Origin of the sequence: uncultured Rossellomorea sp., assembly GCF_947488365.1 — a bacterium.
In the GTDB taxonomy this organism is placed as follows: Bacteria; Bacillota; Bacilli; order Bacillales; family Bacillaceae_B; genus Rossellomorea.
This window is the reverse complement of sequence record NZ_CANKZT010000004.1, coordinates 210,416-228,516: the sequence shown is the minus strand read 5'-3', so window position 1 is coordinate 228,516 and position 18,101 is coordinate 210,416. Positions and strand designations below refer to the sequence as shown.

Below are 18,101 nucleotides of genomic sequence, written 5' to 3'. Positions count from 1 at the left end.
ATTATACTCTCGTGTTTTCTAGTTTAATAGGTGGAGACTGGAAATAATATGTGTCTTTTTATCCATTTCACCTTAAAAGTACAATGTAACAAAAAAGCAAATATTCTTCCATCTTAAAGTTGAACATTTATGGAAAAAGGTTTAATTTTTCACCTGGTGTTTGCCTCGGGTGAAATCATCTTGTGCGGGTATTACTCACAGAGAAAGCGGAGTCCATGGTAAGCAGAACGGCCACGTACGTAATCGCGCCACATCAGAAATCCAATAAAAAAAGCCGATGACCACTCCCCGGTCATCGGCTTTTTATCAAGTAGATCTATGCTTCTTTTTGTACAAATCTCTCCAGTGCAACCAATGCTTCTTCTTCGTCACTTCCGTCCGCTACTAACGTAATGGCAGAACCTGTAGAAATGGCTAAACTCATTAAGCCCATGATGCTTTTTGCATTTACCTTCTTCCCATCCTTTTCTAAGAAGATTTCAGATGAGAAGCGGTTCGCCTCCTGAACGAATAATGCCGCCGGACGTGCCTGAAGACCTGTTTTCAATTTCACTTCCACTTGTTTTTCCACCATAATCATTTCTCTCCCTTTGCCCTTAATTATTGCATCTTCTCTCCCGCTCTGAGTTTCTCAGCAAGCTGGTCAATTTTCCTTAAGCGGTGATTAATCCCTGATTTACTGATGGTGCCGCCTGACACCATTTCCCCTAGTTCTTTCAATGTAACGTCTTGATAATTCACTCGTAATTCTGCGATTTCTCTTAGTTTATCGGGTAATACCTGTAATCCTACATGCTTTTCAATAAACTTAATGTTTTCGACCTGTCTTAAAGCAGCACCGATGGTTTTATTTAAATTAGCCGTCTCACAATTTACAAGACGATTAACGGAATTTCTCATATCCCTGACAATCCGTACATCCTCAAATCGGAGCAAGGCATTGTGGGCCCCGATGATATTCAAAAACTCCGTGATTTTCTCTGCTTCCTTCAAATACGTAATGAAGCCTTTTTTTCGTTCAAGGGTTTTACTATTCAACCCGAAGGAATTCATCAGCTCGGACAACGCATCGTTGTGTTCAGAATAAAGAGAAAAAATTTCTAAGTGATAGGATGAGGTTTCCGGATTGTTAACAGAGCCTCCTGCAAGGAACGCTCCCCTTAAATATGAACGTCTGCAGCATTTCTTCTTGATTAAGTCTTCCGATATATTATGAATAAAGGTGAAACCCTCACCTAGAATTTTCAAATCCTCGAGAATCATCTTTGAATCTTCTTTGATTCGTACAATGTAGACATTGTTTTTCTTTAGCCGCATCTTCTTCCGCACTAATAGCTCTACCGGGGTGTCGTATCCCTTTTTGATCAATGTATAGATTCTCCTGGCAATGGCGGCGTTTTCGGTTTGAATATTGACGACGAGCTTTTGATTCGAGAATGACAATGAACCATTCATACGAATCAACGCGGATAATTCTGCATTCGCGCAACAATCTTTTACTTCAATGTTGGTTAATTCTTTTTTCGTTTCGGACGCAAACGACATCCCCATCACCTCCTAGCAAACGCTTGCACAACCTTATACAAAAGAAATTTTCGTAGTTTATCTGGTTGATTTTTTAAGATAAGAATAAATGATATCAGCGACCTTCTCCGTGTTATGACGAACAAGATGGTTGTCATAGGAGAGAATCTCTTCTGCAATCACTTCTAAGCCCATGGACCTTAATTTTTCCATATCAAAGTGAACGGGACTCGCTTGTTCTTCATTATATCGGGCCTGCACCTCTTTCGGTACCTGCTTTTTGTTGACTAAGATATAATCAATGCTTGGCGTTTCCAGGTGATCGTATAAAGCCTTCACATGGTCACTTGCTGAATAGTCCAGTGTTTCACCCGCCTGGGTCATGATGTTGCAGATATACATCTTCTTCGCTTTCGCCCGGCATACCGCTTCGCCAATCCCTGGAACAAGGAGATTCGGTAAAATACTAGTATATAGACTTCCCGGTCCCATCACAATTAAATCGGCTTCCTTAATGGCCCTTAAGGTTTCTCCCAATGGCTTGATGCTATCCGGCTTTAAGAAGACCCGTTTGATCTTCTTCCCGGCTTTCGGAATGGCCGATTCTCCAGTGACAATCGTTCCATCCTCCATCTCCGCCTTTAAGATGACACTTTGATTCGCCGAAGGCAAAACCTTCCCCTTCACATTCAATACTCTGCTCATTTCCTGAATCGCATGAACAAAATCACCTGTAATGGAAGCAAGGGCAGCGATAATCAGGTTTCCTAAAGCATGACCGGAAAGTTCATTCGTTGTTTCAAAACGATGCTGAAACATTTGTTCCACCAGTGGCTCCACTTCTGAAAGAGCAGCCAGGACATTCCGTATATCTCCCGGAGGAGGAATATCCAAGCTGTCACGCAAACGACCTGAGCTGCCACCGTCATCAGCGACAGTGACAATGGCCGATATATCGATAGGGTGTCGTTTTAATCCACGAAGAAGGACGGGTAGGCCCGTTCCTCCTCCGATCACGACGACCTTGGGTGTATGTGTCATGTTGTTAGACCCTTTCTCTTCTGAATATCTCGATGAGAAATTTTCGTTTGATAGTCCTTTTCAAAATGATGGCCAAGATACTCTGCCAACGCAACCGATCGATGCTGCCCGCCTGTACATCCAATCGCGACCACAAGCTGACTCTTTCCTTCACGCTTGTATTGTGGAAGCATGAACGACAGTAAATCGGTCACTTTCTCGATGAATTTATTCGTTTCATTCCATTTCAGCACATAGGTGGACACTTCTTCATCCAACCCCGTTTTCGGCCGCATATGATCAATATAATGCGGATTTGGCAGGAAGCGTACATCAAACACCAAATCGGCATCTATCGGGATACCGTGCTTGAAACCGAAAGACACGACATTCACCGTGAAAATCGTCTTTTTATTCACCGAGAATTCCGTTAGAATCTTTTCCCGAAGCTCTCTGGGCTTCATGGTTGAAGTTGTATAAATTAACTGCGCACGACCTTTTAACTCTTCAAGGAGCTCTCTCTCCTGACGAATTCCTTCAAGAGGCAAACCTGAAGGAGCCAGCGGATGAGAACGTCGTGTTTCCTTGTATCGTCTGACAAGAGAGGAATCATCTGCATCAAGATATAAAACCTGCGGTGTCACCCAGGAGGTTTCCGCCAATTCGTCCAATGCTTTAAAAAGATGGTCAAAAAATTCTCTTCCCCTTAGGTCCATAACGAGCGCGACCTTATTCATTTTATTACCGGACTCTTTCATCAGTTCCAAAAACTTTGGCAGGAGAGTTGGCGGCAGATTGTCCACACAGAAAAATCCTAAATCCTCGAAGCTCTGAATGGCAACGGTTTTACCAGCTCCGGACATCCCTGTTATGATTACTAATTGAACATCGTTTGTAGAACCTGTACTCATACTCTTCCCCCGCTTTTATCGTAATGTTGTATTTGAAAAGTTTGTTGATCAACTTGGATCTAATCGATAAGACAATAACTTGAAATCAGGAGTATAGGTAAACGTTCCATAAATCGTATTCTTTCCGTGTAAGAGGTAGTCCAGAATATGATAATCTCCTTCAGCCATCGGAAGGTCCTTAATATCCTCGATCGGATGCCATTTAATCTTACCTTCTTCCGATTCCTGAAGGTTGACCCCATCCGCTTCGGTTGCAAAGAAAGAAAACATCATCCACTCCGATTTAATCTGATCGCCTTCTTTAATAATGAACGTAAAGACACCTTTCAAATCAGGATTCTTTAAATAGATGCCCGTTTCCTCACGATACTCACGAATGACAGCATCCCTGATCGATTCGCCGGACTCCATTTTCCCACCTGGAGCGACCCACCAATTCCTTCTTGGCTTTTGGAGAAGGAGCACCTTGTCTCCATCCAGATATAAACAATTTGTGACACGTTGCACTACCTTCACCTCAATCTTGATGATTAGGGAGCCAATGAATACATTAGTCCCACTTTCAGTCATTCTCATTCCTTATATTATACTATGATTGAAGACAAGCTACAATGTCTTGGCTTGCTGTTTGAAGGTTGTCGATTGAAATCGAAAGATATTGGGACATGTTTTGACATCATGGGGAATTGTAAATAATAGGTACAGGCACATCGGAGGCACTATAACAGGGAAAAAAAAGCAAAAAAAAATAGACACAGGCGAGTCCTGTGTCGTCAACGGGATTTATTACTTAAAAGGGGGTCAATTTCTTATTTTCTATATTACCCGAAAATTGTTTCACTAGTGTTACAACAGATTTAAAACGGTATTACGGAATTGTTAATGTATAACAACAGGATTTACGAAACTTCATAGATTCTGTTGAATATTGTCATTTCAGGGTTAGAATTCATAGTTTTTCATGATTTGATCTGCAAGTAGTTCGTATCCTTTACCATTTGGATGAAGAGAATCATGGAAATAGTTTTCCTTGGACTTCCCTTTAAATAAGGGATTGGTGGAGACGTATTTCACGTTCTCATGTTTCTCCGCTTCTTTCATCATGGATTCATTCCAATCATCCACGTATGCCTCGATTTTATCACTATCTTTATCTGGATATGGATTGTATAAACCTAACACGATGATGTCAGCTTCTTTATTGGCTGTTCCAACGATATTTAAGATTTTATCCAAATGGTCGAGATAATCCTTCTTCGCCTCAACAATCTTATCATGATGAAGAGGAAATAAGTCTCCACCATTGTTTTTAATCAAATCATTGGTCCCGATGTTTATAATAAAGACATCTGCTTCACTTAAATCCTCTGCTACCTCTGGTTTCACAATCTGTCCCAAGAGCTGATCCGATTGCTGCCCCGGTACTCCGAGGTTTTGAAAGCTATAAGATATCTTTGTATGCTCTTTATTTACTTTCTCTTCCAACCGTCCAATATAACCCGCTTCTTGTTTATCACCATATCCATATGTCAGGGAATCTCCCAATGCGATTACCCGCTTCTTGGATGATGATTGGGTCTCATCGGCATAAAAACTAAAATACACGATGGGAATAAGGGCAAACAACGCTACTAAAGAAACGATTTTCCATATTTTCATTCATGATCCGACCTTCCGAAAAAACCAGGATGACTTTCATAATGTTGGTTATTCCCTTTTTAGAGGGTTGTAATCCTGTTTATTTTTGGAAGTTTCCTGACGATCGAATCGTTTTTCATTTCTTTTCTTATTCGTGTCGAGGGGCGTTTTTTGGATGTAGAAATTGTCTTGTAGATGGCTATTGCATGAGTCTAAGTTCACTTTACACGGCATGAGTCTATTGTTGGCTTGGTCCTCACGGATTTTCCCTTTATGAGCGGTAGTACCCTATGCGGTATAGGGTATTCATTGAGGTTTAGTTGAAAAAATCCGGCCGCTTTTGTTAATAATAGAGCCGAAATCGATAAAAATACAGCAGTTTTTGGGATTAATCCGGCCGAAATCAGGAAAAATCCAGCCATTTTACTTTTTTTACCACACACAAAGCATCATATACCCTAATACACACTTTGCAGATTCACAAAACCCCGTCAAAAACGAACGATCTCCGCTCCAGAGGTCCGTCCCCCTTATTTCTTCTGAACTCCAAACCGCGCATTGAGCTGGCCCCTTATCATTTTCTGCTTTGCTTCTTTTCTCTCTTTTCTGGATAATTCATGTTTGATTTCCTTTGTCGTGACCCCTTCTTCTCGCTGGTCGGCGATATCCATTAATCGTTCTACGTCGGAAAAGGAGTATTTGCGATAGCCTCGATTCGAACGCTGTGGAAAGATCAGATTCTTCTCTTCGTAATAACGGATCTTCCTCTCGGTTAATCCGGTCAATTCACTCACGACACCGATTGATATCACTTTTTTATCCTTATAGGAAGGTTCATTTTCCACGCTCTCCTCATCCTCCTAGGCAGGGAATATCTTGATTATACATGTCCCTCTAACGGATTTGGACTATTATGTTAGAAAACCTCACAAAGAATTCTAAATTGGAAGAAAACTTTACAAACTAGAAGATTTCCACATTCATTCCCTTTACACTATGGATAAGAATCCAAAAGGAGTGAACACGCATGCCATTTTTACGTGAAGCCGTTGAACGAGAGAGGCAGCAATTTATTCGTCGGTTAGTAGAAGCTGGTGTTTACAAGCCATGTGATGAAGGATTGAAGAAGCTGACGTTGTCGGAACTGGTGTATGTTTTTAACAAACATAAGAGGGAATAACTCATGTACTGATCCTACACTCTTACCCTAATAAAACAAAAAAAGCCTTACGAAAAGTCTCTCCTTCTCGTAAGGCTTACTTATTAACCGTTTTTAACTTTTTCTTTTAGCTCTTCGATATAATGCTGAGCCGTTTGAGCGGCGATACTTCCGTCACCCGTTGCGGTAACGATTTGGCGGAGTTGTTTTTCGCGGACATCTCCGGCTGCAAAGATTCCAGGAACCTTTGTTTCCATTTGTTCGTTTGTTTCAATATAACCTTCAGAGTTGATGATTCCAAGGTTAGCGAATGGTTTTGTCAGTGGAAGCATTCCGATGTAGATGAAGACACCATCTGCTTGGAAATCTGTCTCTTTTCCATTTTCTGTAGAAACAAGGGTCACACTGCCTACTTTGCCATCTTTGTCGTTGATTTCTTTCACTGTGTGGTTCCAGATGAAATCAACTTTTTCATTATCAAAGGCACGCTGTTGCAGGATCTTTTGAGCACGAAGCTCATCGCGACGGTGAACGATCGTTACTTTGTTAGCGAATCTTGTCAGGTAAACCCCTTCTTCTACAGCAGAGTCTCCTCCACCTACGACCACAAGGTCTTTTCCTTTAAAGAATGCTCCGTCACATACTGCACAATAAGATACTCCGCGTCCGCCAAGCTCTTTTTCCCCTGGTACGCCGATTTTTTTGTATTCAGCACCCGTCGTGATAATGACGGCACGCGCTTTGAATTCTTTCGAACCGGTTTTGACGATTTTGAAGTCTTCTCCGTCAACGATTTCTTTAATGTCCCCGTATGCGTATTCCGCACCGAATTTCTTCGCATGATCGAACATTTTATTTGAAAGATCTGGTCCCAGAATATGGTCGAAGCCTGGATAGTTCTCCACTTCTTCCGTATTCGCCATTTGTCCACCCGGCACTCCTCTTTCAAGCATAAGCGTTGAAAGACTTGCGCGAGACGTATAAACAGCTGCAGTCATTCCTGCGGGGCCCGCACCTACAATGATTACATCATAAATTTTTTCTTCAGACATAATGACATTCTCCTTCCGAAACAGTCGTAAGCATGTTCTTTATTTAAATACTATGGATCGTAAACGTAATGGTGCTAAACCTTCCACCCATAGTATTAACTTCCTACACCTATCCTATAAAAAATAGGTTCCCATCGTCCAAAAATATGCTCACGGAAGGTAACTTTCCACGACTGCAATGTATTTTGTCAAGGTACTCGCAGATAAATTGAATCGATCACATAGCTGCTTCTTCGTGACCTTTTCATTTCGCAGCCGATTCCATACAAATTCGGTTGCCGCTGCAAAAGCTTTGGCATTCTTGAAAGTTTCCCGTTCTTTTATGCCTCTGTAGGCAATTGTAAACCAAGTAAGAAACAATCCGGACTCCACGCTCGTGATCGGTCGGTGATCCCCATAAAGGTGCAGAGCCACTTGATGCATATTCCGTATCTCCTGATTCACTTTAATCGAGCTGTTTCCGTTGCTGTTTAACACTTGTGCTAAATACACCTTTTCAACAATCGACAGGTCCTCCACATCACAAAAGTCTGCGTGAGTCAGGATGGCTCTCTGATTATCTGAAATAGACGTAAGAAACAGACCGAATAACTTTTCTTCCGTATATTCACTTTGCAGTTTTTTTAAAATCGATGTGACGTGATTTTCAAAGCCCTCTGCCTGCTTTTGATCGTTCCAAGGCTCGAGTCCCTCTTTTTCCGGGTTGATATCAAGTACCCTTTTCCACGCATTACGGGCAGTATCCTCATGACCCGTTTCATAAGCAGAATACGACAACCAATAATAGAAGCTCGCATCGCCCTCGAAGCCAATCTTCTGAAGGGACTTCAACCAATCATACGCCCGCTTCGAATGACCAACAAGCGCAAACGTAGCCCCCAGCTTGTAACGATGCTCATGAAGTAAGGGACGGACCTTCTCAAGACCCTGTATCAATTCGTCCAGTTCGTCATGACGCTTCTGATAGAAATAAAAAACAGCCGTATTGCACAGGGCATGAAGATTTCCAGGATTCTTCTCCAGCACCTCTTCCAACGTAGCAGCTGCTTGATCGACTTCACCTAAATAGAAATAGGCAAGTGCCAGATTATTATAAGCTGACCAGAATTCCGGATAATCTTGAATGACCGCCTGTAAGGTATCCACGGCTTTTTGAAAATGTCCTGATTCAAGAAGGTCTCTTGCTTTCTCCTGTTGGACGATGAGCTCATCATGCTCGTATAAATCGTCCACAATCAGATCGGAATCGAGCTCCAGAAGTTCTAATAAATCTTCTGCATCCTCGACGAATTCACCATATTCTTCTTTGTCAAGATAAGCCGAAACCTGTTCGTACGCCTCTTTAAATAAGCCTAAATGGGCATAATTGTTGGCCAAAAAATAATGACACTCTGACATTCTTGGATCCAGATCATCCAAGATTTGATGCAATAGATCATTGGAGCGCTTGTATTCACCAAGCTCTGTATACACAATCGATAATTGACAGGCAATCATCGGTTCTACTGGTTCTAATTGAAATGCTCTATTTAAATATTTTAATGATTTTTTAAGCTCTCGACGTTGATAAGCCTTCATCCCTTTGTTGTAGTAATACTCGCCAGTCGGGACAAAAGACAACACTTTCGCTTGTTCACTACCTAATTTTGACCCTTTTCTCATCAAAGTCCTCCGAAACGTTCATAGTATAACTACAGTAGTATATCATACAATACCCCCGTACTAAACTACCATATTTTGAGGGACGGGCCTTTGCGCGTATGCGCGAAGGTCCGTCCCTCAGTAGGTTATTTATTATGACGTTCCACAAGGACTTCCAACACATCTTGAAGTGGAAGTTTTTGTTCTCTTAATAATACAAGGACGTGGTAGAACAGGTCGGCGACTTCCCATTTCAGTTCTTCACTGTCCCTGTTTTTCGCAGCGATGATCACTTCTGACGCCTCTTCGCCTACTTTTTTAAGGATTTTGTCTACACCTTCTTCAAAGAGATAGGTTGTATATGCTCCCTCTGGTCGGTTGATTTCACGATTTTCAATGAGTTTTTCCAGAGTGAGGAGGATATTTTCTGTTGATGATTTTTCCTCACCGTACACTCCTTCATGGAAGCAGCTCTCTTCCCCTTTATGACAGGCAGGACCTTGTTTATCGACGAGGACAAGGATGGCATCTTTATCACAATCCCACGTGATATTCTTGACCGTTTGGGTGTTCCCGCTCGTTTCACCTTTATGCCACAGCTCCTGGCGTGAACGGGAGTAAAACCACGTTTCTCCTGTCCCAACCGTTTTCTTGAGAGACGTTTCATTCATGTAGGCCAGTGTTAAAACTTCTTTTGTCGAAGCGTCCTGGATGATGGCAGGTACCAATCCTTTATCATCGTACTTCACGGATGCGATCCAACTGTCATTTGTCATCGTACATGCACCTCCTGCTCTCTTAAGTAGCTCTTTACTTCTTCAACGCTCGTTTCTTTATAGTGGAAGATGGAGGCTGCAAGGGCCGCATCGGCTTTGCCCTCGGTGAATACTTCTTTGAAGTGCCTGGCATTTCCTGCTCCGCCTGAAGCAATCACCGGAATCGAAACCGCTTCGCTGACTGCCTTCGTCAGGGCCAGATTGAACCCCTGCTTCTCTCCATCGCTATCCATGCTCGTTAACAAGATCTCTCCCGCACCGAGTGATTCTACTTCCTTCGCCCATTCCACGGCATCCAGGTCTTTCAGCTTTCTGCCTCCATGGGTATAAACTTTCCAACCTTTGCTCTCTTCATCAAGTTTGGCATCGATGGCCACTACGATACATTGAGATCCGAAATAATCCGCTCCTTCACGGACAAGCTCAGGCCGCAGTACGGCAGCTGTATTAAGGGATACCTTGTCTGCCCCTGCACGCAGGATGGCTTTCATATCTTCAACTGAGTTAATCCCTCCACCTACTGTAAAAGGGATCGCCAATCCCGCAGCGACATGCTGAACGACTTCCACCATCGTTTTCCGTCCTTCATGTGAGGCTGAAATATCCAGGAAGACAAGTTCATCGGCACCTTGCTCATCGTACACTTTAGCAAGTTCAACGGGGTCTCCTGCATCTCGCAGCTCCACGAACTGAATGCCTTTTACCACTCTTCCATCCTTCACGTCCAGACACGGAACAATCCGTTTCGTTAACATGTTTTCACCTCATTTATGGCCTCTCTCACCGTGAACTTTCCTGTATATAGTGATTTTCCACAAATCGCACCGGAGACACCTTGGTTTTCGTATTGCTTTAAAGTCTTCAGATCTTCAAGTGAGCTAATGCCTCCAGACGCAATCACTGATTTCCCCGTTTGTTTGGCAAGATCGACAACCGCTTCAACATTGGGACCAGATAGCATTCCGTCTGTGGCAATATCGGTGAAGATGAATGTTTCTGCACCAGCTTCAGCCAGTTCTTTTCCAAGGTCCACCGCTGTAAGGGAGGAAGTTTCCAACCAGCCATGAGTTGCCACATAGCCATCCTTTGCATCGAGTCCGATGGCAATCTTATCACCATATTCCGACAGCCATTCCTTCACTAATTCTGTGTTGGAAACGGCGATACTTCCAATGATCACACGATCCACACCTCGGCTTAAATAGTGCGCGATGTCCTCTTTCGACCGGATACCTCCGCCAATCTGAACCTTGGCATCCAGCTTTTCTGCAACGGCGATCACGAATTCATCATTGATCCGGGAGCCTTCCTTTGCCCCATCAAGATCTACCATGTGAATCCACTCGGCCCCTTCATCGGCGAATTTCTTCGCCATATCAAACGGAGAGTCTCCATAAATCGTTTCTTGATTATAGTCACCTTGAACGAGACGAACGCATTTTCCGCCACGCATATCGATCGCTGGATAAATCGTAAAACTCATGAGACCGCCTCCTTTACCCGTTTTGTAAAGTTTTCTAACAGCTTCATTCCAAGCTCACCGCTTTTTTCAGGGTGAAACTGCATTCCAAATATATTTTCCCGGCTCACGACTGCAGGGATTTCAACTCCCGCATAGTCAGCACTTGCCACTATCACGTCTTTGGATCCTTCGTGCACATAATAGGAATGAACGAAGTACACATAGCCTTCTGATAACCCATCTAAAAGGGGGGATTTTTTTTGGTAACGCAGAAGATTCCATCCCATGTGAGGGACTTTGAATGCGTTTCCTTGACTGTCCTTTTTCGGGATGTGAAGCACTTCTCCCGGAAGAAGAGCCAATCCTTTTGTTGCTCCATTCTCCTTGCTTTCTTCAAACAGTAGCTGCATACCCAAACAAATGCCTAAGAGCGGCTTCCCGCTTTGGGCAAAAGTGAGGATAGTGTCTCTTAAGTGAGTGGTTTCAAGAAGATTCATAGCATCTTTAAATGCTCCGACTCCCGGTAAAATCAACCCATCTGCGTTCAGTAACTCCTCTTGTTGATCACTGATATAATAAGGAACGTTCAACCGTTCGAGTGCTTTACTGACGCTGAACAGATTCCCCATCCCATAATCTACAATGCCGATCATGAATTATAACATTCCCTTCGTAGACGGAACCCCTTTTACCCGGGGATCGATCGTGGTTGCTTCATCCAGGGCACGTCCCAGTGCTTTAAAGATCGCTTCGATGATATGGTGTGTATTGTGACCATAATGAACGATGACATGAAGATTCATTCGCGCCTCAAGGGCAAGCTTCCAAAGGAATTCATGTACAAGCTCTGTATCGAAAGTCCCGACTTTCTGACTTGGAAGTTCTGCACGGAACTCAAGGTGCGGACGATTACTCAGGTCCACTACGACTTGGGCAAGGGCTTCATCCATCGGAACCATTGCTGAGCCGTAGCGCTTAATCCCTTTTTTATCTCCCAGCGATTCCAGTAATGCCTGTCCTAAGCAAATGCCGATATCTTCTGTCGTGTGATGGTCATCCACTTCAATATCACCGTTTGCCTCGATCACACAATCGAATTGCCCGTGCTTCGTAAATAAGTCCAGCATATGACTCATAAACGGGACGCCCGTCTTAATCTCCGAATTCCCCTCTCCATCGATCCCAAAATTCAAGCGAATATCGGTCTCATTCGTCTTTCGAACAATCTCTGCACTTCTCACCATGATGTCCTCCTTTTTGGAGGGACGGACCTCTGTGAGGTCCGTCCCTCTTCCCTATTATTCTTTATCGAATCGAATCTCAACTGCTCTTGCATGGGCTTCCAGTCCCTCTAAGCGGGCAAGCTTCGCGATTTTTTGATGATTTTGTCGCAGTGCTGTTTCACTATATGAAATGACACTTGTCTTTTTCATGAATTCGTCTACATTCAACGGACTTGAAAAACGCGCTGTCCCATTGGTCGGGAGAACGTGATTCGGTCCTGCAAAATAGTCCCCGACAGGCTCGGAGCTGTAGCGGCCGAGAAAGATCGCTCCGGCATGACGGATTTTGGCCATCGTTTCAATTGGCTTCTCTGTCAGTATTTCCAAATGCTCTGCAGCGAGCTTGTTCACAACATCTATTCCTTCCTCTATGTCTCTCGTCACATAGATCACTCCGTAATCGGTGATGGATTGACGGGCGATCTCTTCACGTGGCAGGGAAGTCAGTTGTTGTTCAACCTGTGAGGACACCGCCTCAGCAAGTGTCTCCGAATTCGTCACAAGAACGGCAGATGCAAAAACGTCATGCTCCGCTTGGGAAAGAAGGTCAGCGGCAATTTCATCAGGGCGTTGATGTTCATCGGCCAAAATCACGATTTCACTCGGGCCGGCGATCATATCAATATCCACATCGCCAAACACTTCTCGTTTTGCCAGGGCTACATAGATGTTCCCTGGACCTGTTATTTTATCTACAGGGGTGATGGATTCAGTCCCATACGCCAGTGCGGCTACGGCTTGAGCACCGCCAACTTTAAAGATGTCTTCCACACCGGCAATTTTAGCTGCGACCAATACGCCGGGAGATAGCTTCCCATCCTTACCCGGTGGCGAAACCATCGTGATTTGTTTGACCCCGGCTACTTTAGCCGGCAATACATTCATTAATACAGAGGACGGGTATGCAGCCGTCCCGCCTGGCACGTACACGCCTACTGAATCAAGTGGCGTCAGCTTTTGGCCAAGCATCGTCCCATCCTCATTGGTGGTAAACCATGAGGCTCTCTTTTGCTTAAAGTGAAAGTCACGGATATTATCCGCAGCTTCTTCAATGATCGAGACCATCTCAGAATCCAGAGAAGCAAAGGCTTCCTCGATTTCACTCTGTGTAACCTTGTAGTTCTCTAATTGAACCCCATCAAATTTCTCCGTATACTCACGGACTGCCTGATCTCCATTCTCTTGCACAGAAGAAATAATCCCCTGAACTGCTCTTCGCTGTTCCTCCGTACCACTATCGATCGAGCGCTTAATCGACGCCCCGCTAATATCCTTAATAATCTTCATACCATTTCACCAGCCTTCGACGGGGACGGACCTGCTCACCACAGCAGATGCCGTATTCCCTATGTAATCTATATTTGGAGGGACGGACCTTGACGTGAATGAACAAGGTTCCGAACCTCGGAGTCTCTTTATACGTGTTGTAATCCCTTTATTAACGGGCTCCAGGCAAGGTCCGTCCCTCTTACCCACTCTTACCCATTAACCGATGATGCGTGTCAGCCGGGTGACGAGGTCTTCGATTTTTTCGTCTTTCATACGGTAGCTGACGGGATTGACGATGAGTCGCGAGGTGATGTCGACGATGGTTTCGTATTCCACCAGTCCATTTTCCTTCAGGGTTCTTCCCGTCGAGACGATATCGACGATGCGATCAGCGAGGCCGATCAAAGGAGCGAGCTCAATGGAACCGTTGAGTTTAATGATTTCCACTTGCTCTCCCTGCTCCCGGAAATAGGAAGATGCGACATTCGGATATTTTGTGGCGATTTTCGGTGCCACATCACTCATCTTTGTATTCGGGAGTCCTGCTACCGCCAGATAACAGCCGCTGATCCGTAAGTCCAACAGCTCGTATACGTCCCGTTCTTCTTCGAGCATAACGTCCTTCCCGGCAATCCCTAAATCAGCGACTCCATGCTCTACATATGTCGGAACATCCATCGGCTTCGCCAGGATGAACCGTAAATCTTCCTGGGGAACTTCGATAATCAGCTTTCTCGAATCATCGAATTCAGGCGGCAGATTGTAATCTGCCTTCCTTAATAGTTCTACTGCTTCTTCAAATATCCTGCCTTTAGGCATGGCAATGGTTAATGAACTCATGATGTTTCACCGCCTTTCGGGTCCCGCCCCACAACGAAGTGTACATTGCTGAAGCCCTTCGTAAACTCATCCACGTCTCCTACGCCCTTCCAGTTCTGAAGAACAACCTCGATTCCTTCACTTCTCAGCTCATGAGCCAAACGGATCGCTTCTTTCCTGCGTTCATCACTGAATAGCACACATTGCTGAAGGGTTGAGGATAACTGAACCTGCATAGCTTCCAGCACATAATCAAGACGCAGCCCAAATCCTGTCGCACCTGAATTTTTCCCGAACTTTTCAAGCAGTTTATTGTAGCGGCCCCCATTTCCGATCGCAAACCCTACATTTTCTCCGTACACTTCAAATAATATCCCGGAATAATAACTCATGTGGCTCACCAGACTCAAGTCGAACTTCACATATTGCTCCACTTCATAATCTTTTAAAATACTCCATAGGTCTTTTAGCTGTTTGAGAGCGTTAAGCCCTTTTTCCCCCTCTAAAAGGGAATGCGCTTCTCCTATCACATTTTCAGATCCACGCAATTGAAGAAAACGGAATAGTCGCTGCTTATCGATGGACGAAAGCGCGAGCTCATTGACATGCTGGCGATATCCAACATAATTTTTCTCATATAAGTATCTTCTTAACGTATTCGCACGCTCTTCTGTCCCAACGATCTGAGTGAACAGCTCTTGAACAAATCCAATATGCCCGATTGAAATTTTGAAGTTTTCCAATCCAGCTTCTTTTAGGACCGATACCATTAACGCAATCACTTCAGCGTCGGCGCTGACTGAGTCGTCGCCGATGCATTCGATTCCGACCTGCTCAAACTCGGCCGGACGTCCGCCTTCCCGCTGTTGTGCTCTAAATACTGAATTTGAGTAGGCCAGTCGCAGCGGTGCCTCATCTTTCAACAATTTTGATGCGGCAATCCGGGCGATCGGCGCTGTCATATCAGGTCTTAACACGAGGGTATGCCCCTGCTGATCCAGGAGTTTGAATAGCTGTTGATCCAAGATGGCAGATGCCTCACCAACCGTTTCATAATATTCAAGGCTTGGAGTTTCAATAAATTTGTAACCCCAGAGCTTCATCGCTTGTTCCATTTTATTCTTCGTCTGATCTTTGATTTCGTATAAATCAGGAAATGTATCTCTCATTCCCAATGGCTTCTCGAACATAAATAACTTAGTCATAAGAACCACCTTTGGCGTATTAATTCATCTATTTTCCCCCGATTTGGGGATTGCTACTAATTGTAGATTATTCAGAAATCCTTTAGTTCGCTAATGTGCTAATAAAATAAAGTTATTTGTAGTGTAGCGCTTCTTTTTTTATTCGTCAACCGTTTGATTTGTGGATTTTTCAAAAAAAAAAGGCAAAAATAGAACTCAGTCTATCTTTGCCTTTTCCCTTATTCTTCTCTTTTCAATCCGTAGATGGCATCTTCTCGCCAGCGTTCGGCAAGTTCGTCTTTGGTATAGATGATCCTCATGGGATTTCCACCGACGAATGCGCCTGCCGGGACATCTTTATGTACTAGAGTTCCTGCCGATACGATGGCTCCGTTGCCAATCTGAACACCCGGTAATATCGTGGTGTTGGCCCCGATCATCACTTCCGATCCGATTTCCACATCACCTAATCGGTATTCCTTGATCAGGTATTCGTGGGCGAGGATCGTCGTATTGTACCCGATGACCGTATTACGCCCGACCGATATTTTCTCCGGAAACATCACGTCAAGCATCACCATGAGGGCAAATGACGTATGTTCACCGATCTTCATCCTCAAAAACGTCTTATACAACCAGTTTTTCATCCCCAAAAAGGGTGTGTACCTTGCCAGTTGAATCACGATGAAATTTTTGACGACCTTCCCGAAAGGAACGGTTTTGTAAACATGCCAGAGAGAATTTGCTCCTTCTACAGGGTAGCGGGTCGTTCGTCTCATGCAGTAGGAACTCCAACAATCGGTAATAAGTCTTTCATATTATCCAGCATGAAGTCCGGTTCGTAGTGAGCCAGATGCTCTCTTCCCTTTGCACTCCACGCGACACCTGCCGAAAGCACTCCTGCATTTTTCCCGGCTAAAATGTCGTGGTGATTGTCCCCGATCATGATTGCTTCTTCAGGCGAGGACCCCAATGTCACGAGAGCTTTCTCAATCGGTTCAGGATGAGGCTTCGCGTTCTCTACTTCGTCCAGGGTGATGATGACTTCAAAGAAGGGACGAAGATTCATAAGGTCCAGCCCTTTTAAAACAACATCACGGACTTTCGTTGAGACAATCGCTAATTTATATCCATTTTCATAGAGGGCTTGAACGGTTTCATACACCCCTTCAAACTCAGTCACTAGTGCGTCATGATGCTCATGATTATAAGCACGGTAGTGGGCACACATCTCTTCCACACGATCGGGATCCAACCCTCCAAATGATTCTTCCAATGGTGGCCCCATAAAAGGATGAACGTCCTTTTCCCCGTACTGTCCTGGATAATAATGATTCAATGTGTGCAAAAAGGAAGAAATAATTAAATCATTGGTATTGATCAATGTTCCGTCTAGGTCAAATAATATTGTTGTAATCCTGCTCATAATGTCTCTCCTTTTCTTTCTTTGCATCTACCCTGTTCCAAATGTAGGAAACCGCCATCGTTAACAAAATCGCAGTGACCAGCCTGATGATCAGAAGGGGCAGGACAGGGATCCCGAGTGGGATAAAGATTAACGTATCCTCCACCACTGCGTGACATGAGACTAAAAAGATGAAGGCAATCGTGACATCCTTCTTACTCACGCCATCTTCTTTTACTGCCTGAATCATGACTCCTGCTCCATATGCCAGCCCGATGACGAGTCCCGCTACCATCGTGGATGAAGTATTTGCATTCATGCCAAGTGCCCGGGTGGCAGGGGACATCCAGCGTGAAAAAACATCCATCCATTTCAAATCTTTCATCACTTGAATAATCATCATAAGAGGAATGACGATAAGAGCTAATTGCAGGACACCAAACCCTGCTTTCTCAATTCCCAGGAGAATGATTTCTCCCCATCCATCCGGCTCGGCTTGCTGAGGAGGCATCATTCCGTACTTGGCGATATCAGTTCCACCTTTCCAAACAAGGTTGATCACAACAGCAGACAGCAGAGCCAATCCGATCCTTACCGCCACAATCAGCCAGATCTTCACGCCCACTTTTGCAGCTACCGTTGATTCAATGAACAAATTATGAGAGAAGGAGAGCATCACCGCAATGATGAATACTTCTTTTACCGTTAAATCAAGGGATAGGATTCCCCCGATACCTGCATACAAGTTAAGGAAATTCCCTAATACAAGAGGAATGGCCGCATCACCTGAAAGACCGAGGAGCTTCATAAAAGGAGAGATTTTCTCCATGACCCACGGAAGGACAGGCGTGTATTGAAGCAAAAACACAATCAGCGTGATTGGAAAGATGACCTTCCCTAATGACCAAGTGGTTTTCAATCCTACGAGGCCGCCATTTTTCAATGATGACATCCACAT

21 protein-coding genes are annotated in these 18,101 nt (G+C 44.2%); 1 reads left to right on the top strand and 20 read right to left on the bottom strand.

From position 1 onward, the window contains the following. Positions 1–316: 316 nt before the first annotated feature. The 7 genes from Q1B03_RS15635 to Q1B03_RS15605 form a co-directional block, all read right to left on the bottom strand. The gene (locus Q1B03_RS15635; RefSeq protein WP_044338500.1) at positions 317–574 is read right to left on the bottom strand and encodes an HPr family phosphocarrier protein; all 258 of its coding nucleotides are present in this window, start codon (positions 572–574) and stop codon (positions 317–319) included. A 26-nt stretch (positions 575–600) separates the two neighbouring features. Continuing rightward, entirely contained in the window at positions 601–1,545 is a 945-nt protein-coding gene (gene whiA, locus Q1B03_RS15630; RefSeq protein WP_299743267.1) for a DNA-binding protein WhiA, read from the bottom strand. Between the two features lie 57 nt (positions 1,546–1,602). Beyond that, the gene (locus Q1B03_RS15625) at positions 1,603–2,565 is read right to left on the bottom strand and encodes a YvcK family protein (RefSeq protein WP_299743263.1); all 963 of its coding nucleotides are present in this window, start codon (positions 2,563–2,565) and stop codon (positions 1,603–1,605) included. Next, positions 2,562–3,455, bottom strand: coding sequence for an RNase adapter RapZ (gene rapZ / locus Q1B03_RS15620; protein WP_044338286.1), 894 nt, complete (start codon positions 3,453–3,455; stop codon positions 2,562–2,564). Before rapZ ends, Q1B03_RS15625 begins: the two co-directional genes overlap by 4 nt. A 48-nt stretch (positions 3,456–3,503) precedes the next feature. Next, positions 3,504–3,962 carry an 8-oxo-dGTP diphosphatase gene (locus Q1B03_RS15615; protein WP_113970858.1) on the bottom strand — a complete coding sequence of 153 codons (459 nt, stop codon included), beginning with the start codon at positions 3,960–3,962 and terminating at the stop codon, positions 3,504–3,506. Positions 3,963–4,397: 435 nt separating this feature from the next. Then, positions 4,398–5,114 carry a GDSL-type esterase/lipase family protein gene (locus Q1B03_RS15610; RefSeq protein WP_299743256.1) on the bottom strand — a complete coding sequence of 239 codons (717 nt, stop codon included), beginning with the start codon at positions 5,112–5,114 and terminating at the stop codon, positions 4,398–4,400. A 509-nt stretch (positions 5,115–5,623) separates the two neighbouring features. Beyond that, positions 5,624–5,938 (bottom strand): MerR family transcriptional regulator, encoded by a 315-nt coding sequence (locus Q1B03_RS15605; RefSeq protein WP_299743253.1) that lies wholly within the window; start codon positions 5,936–5,938, stop codon positions 5,624–5,626. Between the two features lie 182 nt (positions 5,939–6,120). Here Q1B03_RS15605 and Q1B03_RS15600 point away from each other — a divergent pair, with 182 nt between their 5' ends. Next, the gene (locus Q1B03_RS15600) at positions 6,121–6,273 is read left to right on the top strand and encodes a Fur-regulated basic protein FbpA (protein ID WP_299743251.1); all 153 of its coding nucleotides are present in this window, start codon (positions 6,121–6,123) and stop codon (positions 6,271–6,273) included. Positions 6,274–6,356: 83 nt separating this feature from the next. Here the strand turns inward: Q1B03_RS15600 and trxB are convergent, their stop codons facing one another. From trxB to Q1B03_RS15535, 13 genes are all read right to left on the bottom strand, one after another. Next, positions 6,357–7,304 (bottom strand): thioredoxin-disulfide reductase, encoded by a 948-nt coding sequence (gene trxB, locus Q1B03_RS15595; protein ID WP_299743248.1) that lies wholly within the window; start codon positions 7,302–7,304, stop codon positions 6,357–6,359. Between the two features lie 150 nt (positions 7,305–7,454). Further along, positions 7,455–8,966 (bottom strand): tetratricopeptide repeat protein, encoded by a 1,512-nt coding sequence (locus Q1B03_RS15590; RefSeq protein ID WP_299743245.1) that lies wholly within the window; start codon positions 8,964–8,966, stop codon positions 7,455–7,457. A 125-nt stretch (positions 8,967–9,091) separates the two neighbouring features. Next, positions 9,092–9,721, bottom strand: a complete 630-nt coding sequence (hisIE, locus tag Q1B03_RS15585; RefSeq protein WP_299743242.1) for a bifunctional phosphoribosyl-AMP cyclohydrolase/phosphoribosyl-ATP diphosphatase HisIE — start codon at positions 9,719–9,721, stop codon at positions 9,092–9,094. Then, on the bottom strand, positions 9,718–10,476 hold the full coding sequence (gene hisF / locus Q1B03_RS15580) for an imidazole glycerol phosphate synthase subunit HisF (protein WP_299743239.1): 759 nt from the start codon (positions 10,474–10,476) through the stop codon (positions 9,718–9,720). The genes hisIE and hisF overlap by 4 nt, the downstream gene beginning before the upstream one ends. After that, on the bottom strand, positions 10,470–11,204 hold the full coding sequence (gene hisA / locus Q1B03_RS15575) for a 1-(5-phosphoribosyl)-5-[(5-phosphoribosylamino)methylideneamino]imidazole-4-carboxamide isomerase (RefSeq protein ID WP_299743236.1): 735 nt from the start codon (positions 11,202–11,204) through the stop codon (positions 10,470–10,472). The genes hisF and hisA overlap by 7 nt, the downstream gene beginning before the upstream one ends. Beyond that, a complete protein-coding gene (gene hisH / locus Q1B03_RS15570; protein WP_299743233.1) occupies positions 11,201–11,836 on the bottom strand; it encodes an imidazole glycerol phosphate synthase subunit HisH in 636 nt (211 codons plus the stop codon). The genes hisA and hisH overlap by 4 nt, the downstream gene beginning before the upstream one ends. Positions 11,837–11,839: 3 nt before the next feature. Continuing rightward, positions 11,840–12,424 (bottom strand): imidazoleglycerol-phosphate dehydratase HisB, encoded by a 585-nt coding sequence (gene hisB, locus Q1B03_RS15565; RefSeq protein ID WP_299743978.1) that lies wholly within the window; start codon positions 12,422–12,424, stop codon positions 11,840–11,842. Positions 12,425–12,481: 57 nt separating this feature from the next. Then, positions 12,482–13,753, bottom strand: a complete 1,272-nt coding sequence (gene hisD, locus Q1B03_RS15560) for a histidinol dehydrogenase (RefSeq protein WP_299743231.1) — start codon at positions 13,751–13,753, stop codon at positions 12,482–12,484. A gap of 198 nt (positions 13,754–13,951) precedes the next feature. Continuing rightward, positions 13,952–14,575, bottom strand: coding sequence for an ATP phosphoribosyltransferase (gene hisG / locus Q1B03_RS15555; protein WP_299743228.1), 624 nt, complete (start codon positions 14,573–14,575; stop codon positions 13,952–13,954). Beyond that, entirely contained in the window at positions 14,572–15,759 is a 1,188-nt protein-coding gene (locus Q1B03_RS15550; RefSeq protein WP_299743226.1) for an ATP phosphoribosyltransferase regulatory subunit, read from the bottom strand. Before Q1B03_RS15550 ends, hisG begins: the two co-directional genes overlap by 4 nt. 218 nt (positions 15,760–15,977) lie before the next feature. Then, complete coding sequence (locus Q1B03_RS15545) at positions 15,978–16,517, bottom strand: DapH/DapD/GlmU-related protein (protein WP_299743223.1); 540 nt, start codon at positions 16,515–16,517, stop codon at positions 15,978–15,980. Next, positions 16,514–17,164: a pyrophosphatase PpaX gene (ppaX, locus tag Q1B03_RS15540; RefSeq protein WP_299743220.1), complete on the bottom strand. Its 651-nt coding sequence runs from the start codon at positions 17,162–17,164 to the stop codon at positions 16,514–16,516. The genes Q1B03_RS15545 and ppaX overlap by 4 nt, the downstream gene beginning before the upstream one ends. Further along, complete coding sequence (locus Q1B03_RS15535) at positions 17,136–18,101, bottom strand: nucleoside recognition domain-containing protein (protein ID WP_299743217.1); 966 nt, start codon at positions 18,099–18,101, stop codon at positions 17,136–17,138. Before Q1B03_RS15535 ends, ppaX begins: the two co-directional genes overlap by 29 nt.

Coding starts and splice junctions, on each gene's coding strand:
- Q1B03_RS15635 (WP_044338500.1), bottom strand. CDS start 574: ATGGTGGAAAAACAAGTGGAAGTGAAATTGAAAACAGGTCTTCAGGCA.
- whiA (WP_299743267.1), bottom strand. CDS start 1,545: ATGTCGTTTGCGTCCGAAACGAAAAAAGAATTAACCAACATTGAAGTA.
- Q1B03_RS15625 (WP_299743263.1), bottom strand. CDS start 2,565: ATGACACATACACCCAAGGTCGTCGTGATCGGAGGAGGAACGGGCCTA.
- rapZ (WP_044338286.1), bottom strand. CDS start 3,455: ATGAGTACAGGTTCTACAAACGATGTTCAATTAGTAATCATAACAGGG.
- Q1B03_RS15610 (WP_299743256.1), bottom strand. CDS start 5,114: ATGAAAATATGGAAAATCGTTTCTTTAGTAGCGTTGTTTGCCCTTATT.
- Q1B03_RS15600 (WP_299743251.1), top strand. CDS start 6,121: ATGCCATTTTTACGTGAAGCCGTTGAACGAGAGAGGCAGCAATTTATT.
- trxB (WP_299743248.1), bottom strand. CDS start 7,304: ATGTCTGAAGAAAAAATTTATGATGTAATCATTGTAGGTGCGGGCCCC.
- Q1B03_RS15590 (WP_299743245.1), bottom strand. CDS start 8,966: ATGAGAAAAGGGTCAAAATTAGGTAGTGAACAAGCGAAAGTGTTGTCT.
- hisIE (WP_299743242.1), bottom strand. CDS start 9,721: ATGACAAATGACAGTTGGATCGCATCCGTGAAGTACGATGATAAAGGA.
- hisF (WP_299743239.1), bottom strand. CDS start 10,476: ATGTTAACGAAACGGATTGTTCCGTGTCTGGACGTGAAGGATGGAAGA.
- hisA (WP_299743236.1), bottom strand. CDS start 11,204: ATGAGTTTTACGATTTATCCAGCGATCGATATGCGTGGCGGAAAATGC.
- hisH (WP_299743233.1), bottom strand. CDS start 11,836: ATGATCGGCATTGTAGATTATGGGATGGGGAATCTGTTCAGCGTCAGT.
- hisD (WP_299743231.1), bottom strand. CDS start 13,753: ATGAAGATTATTAAGGATATTAGCGGGGCGTCGATTAAGCGCTCGATC.
- hisG (WP_299743228.1), bottom strand. CDS start 14,575: ATGAGTTCATTAACCATTGCCATGCCTAAAGGCAGGATATTTGAAGAA.
- Q1B03_RS15550 (WP_299743226.1), bottom strand. CDS start 15,759: ATGACTAAGTTATTTATGTTCGAGAAGCCATTGGGAATGAGAGATACA.
- Q1B03_RS15545 (WP_299743223.1), bottom strand. CDS start 16,517: ATGAGACGAACGACCCGCTACCCTGTAGAAGGAGCAAATTCTCTCTGG.
- ppaX (WP_299743220.1), bottom strand. CDS start 17,164: ATGAGCAGGATTACAACAATATTATTTGACCTAGACGGAACATTGATC.
- Q1B03_RS15535 (WP_299743217.1), bottom strand. CDS start 18,101: ATGTGGATGTCATCATTGAAAAATGGCGGCCTCGTAGGATTGAAAACC.